Origin of the sequence: Bradyrhizobium cytisi, from assembly GCF_008123515.1 — a bacterium.
GTDB classification, from domain to species: domain Bacteria; phylum Pseudomonadota; class Alphaproteobacteria; order Rhizobiales; family Xanthobacteraceae; genus Bradyrhizobium; species Bradyrhizobium cytisi.
The window spans coordinates 1-4,387 of sequence record NZ_VSSR01000147.1 but is presented as its reverse complement, the minus strand read 5'-3'; the positions used below and the strand labels follow the sequence as shown (position 1 = coordinate 4,387).

Annotated in this window: 2 protein-coding genes; both read left to right on the top strand. The window is 56.9% G+C overall.

What is annotated here, in order from left to right:
* Nucleotides 1-197: 197 nt before the first annotated feature.
* Nucleotides 198-398 (top strand): hypothetical protein, encoded by a 201-nt coding sequence (locus FXB38_RS42050; RefSeq protein WP_148756708.1) that lies wholly within the window; start codon nt 198-200, stop codon nt 396-398.
* Nucleotides 399-2,483: 2,085 nt separating this feature from the next.
* On the top strand, nt 2,484-4,387 hold a 1,904-nt coding region (locus FXB38_RS42045; RefSeq protein ID WP_246230641.1), incomplete at its 3' end, for an Ig-like domain-containing protein.

Below are 4,387 nucleotides of genomic sequence, written 5' to 3'. Positions count from 1 at the left end.
ATATTGCAGGCCGAATGACAGACCAACCGAAAGAGCGGCGAAACCTTCACGCAGTGGCCCAATGGCTGAGTGAGCCTCGTTTCAACTGGCATTTGTCGAGACACGGGCTGCCCCTTTCGGCCGAAAATTCTTGCAGCATTGTCTCAGGCATTTCGCGGTAGGCTTTCGCTGGCAACGACGCGGAAAGGAGATTGCATTTGGCCGCGGTAATTAATTCGGAGCTAGATCAATTGAAGCGCGAAATCGCACAGCGCCAGCGTTACATCGAAGGTCAACAGGTTCTGATCGATGTTCTTGCGCATGATGGCCACGATGTGCGTGAGCAAGATATAGCTTTGAACAGCGAGCGCTTTAAGCTTGATCAGCAGTTCGAGTTCTTACGCAAGCGTCAGGCGTAACGCCGATTGTCCAAGTCGCAGCGGCTTAGGGTGACGCGCGCCCAGCACGCGGAAGGCTTTTGCGTGAACGATCGAGTGTATCGCCGACACCGATGCGCAGCACTATTATTGACGCATTTCGTATCGGTCGCAGCGAGGATCACCGCGCCTCACCATTGCCATCTCCTGGAAGTTGTTTTTAGGGTCACAATGCAATAGCCCGTACTCCGACAAGTACGGGTACGGGACCCGCCAACAGAGGTTCCCGCCCGCCGGAACCTCGTGTGAATGCCCATCTATCGTGTAGTGGCAGGCATCGCTGAGACTAGGTTCTGACCTTCTCCCTGTCCCGACCGTGTCTTGGACTGTCCCTTGCGCATGAGCCTGGACCAGCGAAGCCAAAGTGAGGACTAAGACGGAAAAGACGCGCATTTTCACCTCCTCTTGGTTTCAATTCCTTTCAAATCCTAGATTGAGATCGGGCCCTATCTATTCCGGACCGCGTGTCGTCGTACCGCGTCGGCCGCAGAAGTTCCCACCCCAAGCGGATCGCGTGAAGCGCATCCGTATCATACGTCAGACGATGGCGCCGGACTACGGCAGTTACGCGCTGCACATCCCGGACAATGTTTCTACTTTGGTGACGTGGCTAGCCGCCGAATGCGCTCCGAGGTGTTGCCTATCCATCGTTCTCCCGACACCGATATTCAGGTCGGAAAGTAAGATAATGTCGTTACCGTCGATCAAATCGTCATACGTTAATGACGCTTAGGTCAGACCGATGAGTCGTCCTGTCTGTGCGAAGATCCAATAGTGACTTCAGAATAGTACTTGCCTGAACTTAGCGATCCTGGCGCCGCTGTGGGCCAAGTCCTCCAACGCCAACAACCAAGTCACGATCGACCGCAAGCAGGAAGATCGACTTCAACAATGGCTTCAAGTGGTTTCGGCGGCGGTGACGGTCGGCACGGCGGCTTCGCTAGTCGACGCCACCATTTTGGCTTCGATCCGCGCTATGGCTTCGCAACCGACAATGGCAACGACGGCGCGTCGGTTGTGCAAAACGTCTGAACGTTTCGCTGCCTTGGCGGGTCGGCGCAAAATACCGGGCAGCGTCTTTCCTATTCACCAAAGGAATCGTTCGTCATGGTCGATACCGTCAACTCGGCCGCCACGATTGCCGGGTATCGTCGCGCAAAGAGCACGCGTTCACCAGAGTTCGGCAGGTGACCGCTGCGGAGGATAAGTGTTCCGCGTTCTCAAAGCAGCGGTAGTCGTTATGGCTTTGGAAACCCTTCTGATGTGCTCGTGGGTTTGTCCCAAGGCCGCTTCCCTTCGGCGTCGCGATCCCACCATCGTTCTTTCGGCCCACGAACATCGTCCGCCTTCTCTTTGGCCCTGGCCGCTTTAACTTCATCGTGGAGGGACGAATTCCCTTTCAGCGGATCCGGAGCGTTTGTCTCGGCGGATGCGGTTGACCAGCCTGCGACCATGAAAGCCACTAACAGTAATATCTTCATTCCTCCTGTTAGCACCGTTCCCCCGTGGTGTCTGATTTGGTTTGATAACGCCTTCAGAGGCACTCTTCAGCACGCGGCATAAAGTCCGATGCAAATTTCTACCGGTTACCTGAATTGATCGGTTGTTCATGAGATTCGGGTCCTGAGCCCGTGGTGTCGAGAAGCCATTCGCTGAGTGGCCCGCGCCAACACCAGGCGCGCCCACCGCGCCAGCGCCCGCGGCGTTGTTTGCGTCGCCGCCGGCTTTTTGGTCGCAAAACGAGCGTGAAACGTCGTAAATGCCATGTTGCTGCACTGTATTCCGGCAGTTGGAAAATCTATACGAGTCTCGATGGCGAGCGCGCACGGCGCTTGGTCGATTGGCGGCACCTGAATATCCGTAGTTGCACGGAGGGGCGGGGGCCTCTCGTTCGTGAGACGCAGCCCCAACGTTCGCCAATCTTAAGGCATCATTATCGCTACCAGCTCGACCTTGATCTTCCTTCTTCGATAAAAACGAGAAACGCCGGTTCAATCGATTGCAATGCTTGTCGCGTACTCTGTAACTCGATACGACCGCCTCCTGGTCGTCGTTGCAGGGCTTATAATGACGACCGCCATATCAAATGTGACAGCGATCGACGCCGCAAAGTTTGTGCAGTCTGTCGGTGTAAATACTCATCTTGGCAACTGGACCGTGTACGAGAATGTTGGCCTGGTTGAGAGTTCACTCGCGTACCTTGGAGTGACGACCGTCCGCGACGGCAGCATGTTCTCGACGGCGCATGCTCAAGCGGCGTATTCACAACTGGCGAGTGACGGGGTCAAGTTTGACTTTTTCACTCCGCCAGGAACCAACCTCTCGACATTCATCAAACAGCTGGACGCGTTTGTCGCAGCTCATCCGAACGGGCTGTTCGCGATCGAAGGCCCCAACGAGGTGGATATCCAGACCTTTTCGTATAATGGCAGTGCGTCATTATCAAGCGCGGCTTCGTTTCAGAAAGCACTTTTTGCGGCCGTTCAGGCCGATGCAAGCTTGGCGGACGTGCCGGTTTACAATCTCACGCTATCTCAGCCGAACAGCGCCAACTATGGCCAGGTAGGAAACCTCTCGTCGTCGGCGGACTACGCCAATATTCACGCCTATGTCTGGTCGGGGGCCACGCCGAGCCAGGTCCTGCTGAACGATATGAAGATTGCACAATGGGACGCGTCCGGATTGCCCGTCGTCTTCACGGAAACGGGCTACGACACGATGACGAGCGATCCCATGAGCGGGGTCGATCAGACGGTCCAGGCGAAGTACACGCTCGATACCTTGATGGATGCGTTCAAGGACGGCGTCGCGCAAACGTTCCTGTATGAACTATTCGATGAGGCATCGGATCCGAACTTTACGAACAAGGAAGCTCATTTCGGCCTGTTCAACAGTGATGGCAGTCCAAAGCTTGTCGCGACCGCAATACACAATCTCACGACGATTTTGAGCGATCCCAACGCCTCGCAACCGTTCACACCCGGCAGCCTGGCGTACAGTCTGGACAACATGCCGTCGAGCGCCTCCCAGATGCTACTGGAGAAACACAATGGCACGTTTGATCTTGTGGTGTGGGATGAGCATGTCATCTGGGATCCGAACCTGAAAAAGGAGATCGCGTCCCCAAGTAGTGATGTGACGGTCAATCTCGGAAAGTCCTATGGGGTGGTTTACGTGTACGACCCGCTCGTCGGGACCAGTCCCATCGCGACCTACACGAACGTCTCGCGGCTGCACGTCACGTTGACTGATCATCCACTTGTCATTCAGATTGGCGATGGAAGTGTGACGTCGGGCCCCTCTTCGGCGGGTTCGGTCGCTGATACGATCCCACCTGCCGCGCCGAGCATTGCGACGTTCTCGCCTGACAGTAACGTTGCGGGCGATGGCGTCACGAAGGCCAATCAGCTGACGCTGGCTGGGACCGCGGAGGCTGGCAGCAAGGTTCTGGTGTTCGATGGAGCGACCCAGGTCGGCACCACCACGGTCGATGTCAGTGGCAACTGGTCGTTTGCGACCGGCACGCTGGTCGATGGCACCCATGCCTTTACCGGCCAGGCGGTGGACGCGGCCGGCAATGTGAGCGTGACGTCTGGCGCCTTGAACGTCACGGTTGATACGGTCGCGCCCAACGCGCCGGTTCTCGTCTCGGATACGCTCGCCGCGTCCAACAAGGTGGTGGTCTCGGGAACGGCAGAGGCTGGCAGTACGATCACGCTGTACGAGGGTAACACGCTGCTCGGCACGGCGGTGACGGCGTCCAATGGAGCGTGGAGCATCACGACCGGATCTCTTCCGGCAGGGACGCATGCGTTCACGGCGACTGCAACAGATGCAGCTGGCAATTCGAGCGGTCTTTCAGCTGTCTTAGATCCGGTCGTAGGGACATTGATCGAAGCCGCCGGTGCGACCAGCCTGGTGCAGGTCGGCAGCAACTACCTCCTCGATCCAACAAGCGGTGGAAGCGGGCC